Origin of the sequence: Anaerovibrio sp. (assembly GCF_024697385.1) — a bacterium.
Lineage (GTDB): Bacteria > Bacillota > Negativicutes > Selenomonadales > Selenomonadaceae > Anaerovibrio.
The window spans coordinates 1-2,005 of record NZ_JAILFV010000176.1 but is presented as its reverse complement, the minus strand read 5'-3'; the positions used below and the strand labels follow the sequence as shown (position 1 = coordinate 2,005).

At 37.6% G+C, this 2,005-nt stretch carries 2 protein-coding genes; both read right to left on the bottom strand.

Going from position 1 to position 2,005, the window contains the following annotated elements:
* Nucleotides 1-124: 124 nt before the first annotated feature.
* Entirely contained in the window at nt 125-937 is an 813-nt protein-coding gene (aroD, locus tag K6C05_RS09240; RefSeq protein ID WP_296733960.1) for a type I 3-dehydroquinate dehydratase, read from the bottom strand.
* A complete protein-coding gene (locus K6C05_RS09235) occupies nt 924-1,904 on the bottom strand; it encodes a hypothetical protein (RefSeq protein ID WP_296733957.1) in 981 nt (326 codons plus the stop codon). The genes aroD and K6C05_RS09235 overlap by 14 nt, the downstream gene beginning before the upstream one ends.
* Nucleotides 1,905-2,005 lie beyond the last annotated feature (101 nt).

The window sequence follows — 2,005 nt, the reverse complement described above, 5'->3', positions numbered from 1 at the left end:
GAATGCGTAAACATTTAATCTAAGAAACCAAAAGGGATACACCGCTAAGCGTGTATCCCTTTTTAATATCTCTATGTGATATTTTGGATATTTATTTTTGGTATTTATATTTCTTATGACCGTATCACTGCTTGATCAATTTTGATATCAGCTCATCCACCGAAATCTGACCAGGAGCACTGCCCTTTCCAATTGCAGCAAATGTCAGACATGAACCAGACTCTTTACAATTGATTCTAGAAATCTTTCCCAGTTCTCCCATAGAGATAAGAGCCACAGGTTTCGATCTCTCTATAACTTCACGCTGATTCATCTCCATAATTCTTCTAACATCAAATTGATTTTTAGGCATGGCAGCGATCTTCAAAATATCGCCGCCAAGAATCTCCATCTGACGAAGTTTTTCTTCTATCTCCATATCATGTGGAGTTTTTTCAAAATCATGATATGACATAACCACCGCAATACCAGACCTATGTGCAGCTGTGGTTGCTCTGGCAATATTATAATTACCTGCTGTGAATTCCACATCCACCATGTCCACCAGTCCGGAAGTCATAACATTTCTCATGATCAAATCCATATGCATATGAGCACGGTCATTTCTAATCTCTCCACCCTGCTCTTCACTTCTAAATGTGAACAGAAGCACTCTATCCACAAACAGTTGTCTCAGATGGCGAAGTATATTAAAAACATTTTCGGGCACTTCCACATTTCGATAATAATCTGCACGCCATTCAATAACTGACACTTTACATTCTGGATGATCCTTATACTTTTCATCCAGGCGGTCTATCTCCTTACGAATCACCTGAGAGGCAGCAAAAATCTCCTCGCCAGACGAACCATAAAGTGGTACAGCTATGCGAGGGGTTCCATCTCCAAATGTAAAATCTCTTATAGTTATTTTCTTGTCATTATTATCCACAAACATGAACGATTACCCCTGTAATAACAGCAAAAACAACTTCCATTATAGCAAAGAAGATTGCTATCTTCGGTACACTCCATTTCAGATTCTTCTTTAAGTGATCATGAAATGGAAATCTTATGTTCTTAAATAAATTTACCTTAAATACCCTTAACACTGCAAGCTTTAGTAAGCCCAATCCTCCGTCAAACAGAAATACGAATGACATAGGAATGAAAACAAATGGATGTCTTGACTTCATAGCCAGTAGCGCCAGCATGAAACCAATAGTTCTAGAACCCGCATCACCCATTAAAACTTTACTTGGATTCCAGTTATAATTTAAGTAAGCAGCAATTACAAATGCAAATACAACAGCCAACGCTGCATATATGCCAAGAATTCTGCTGAAGATACATGTAAATGCAAGCATTTCAATCACTGAAACCGTTCCACACAGGCCATCCACACCATCAGAACAGTTTGTTACATTTACAGATCCCCATATAAGTGCAACTGCAAGTATCACATATAGCACAACCGGAATGTGGAACCTTGCACCGAAAAAATTAACATTTGTAGGATTATTCAGTACAAAAACCACCGCTCCAGCAATGGCAATGATCAGGTCAAGTATTCCCTTAACCAGTTCACCCCAAGGGCTTTTTGCCGCATCATCCAGATAGCCTGTTATCATCATGACAAACATAAGAATAACATATGCATAGAACTCAGCTCCCACTGAATGCTTTATCTGGTCGAAAGGCATAAAGAACAGGGATGACACCACCAGAAAAACTATTACCATTATAAGTCCAACACCAGTCACCTTGCCATTAGAATTTTTATTAATTTCAATTTTATTTCCATTCTTATCAGTTACAAACTTCCCACCATCTCTTGGAAGAAAGCCAAATGGTTTTGCCAGCAAAAGAAGTGTCAGCACAAATGCTACTGCAGCCGCAATAAGAATTATAAATCTAGACGACATTACAGGATGTAATAGATTGTAAAACATTATATACTTCCTTATTAGAGTTTATTATTAGTGTTTATTATTAGTGTTTATTATTAGTGTTTATTATTAGCGTT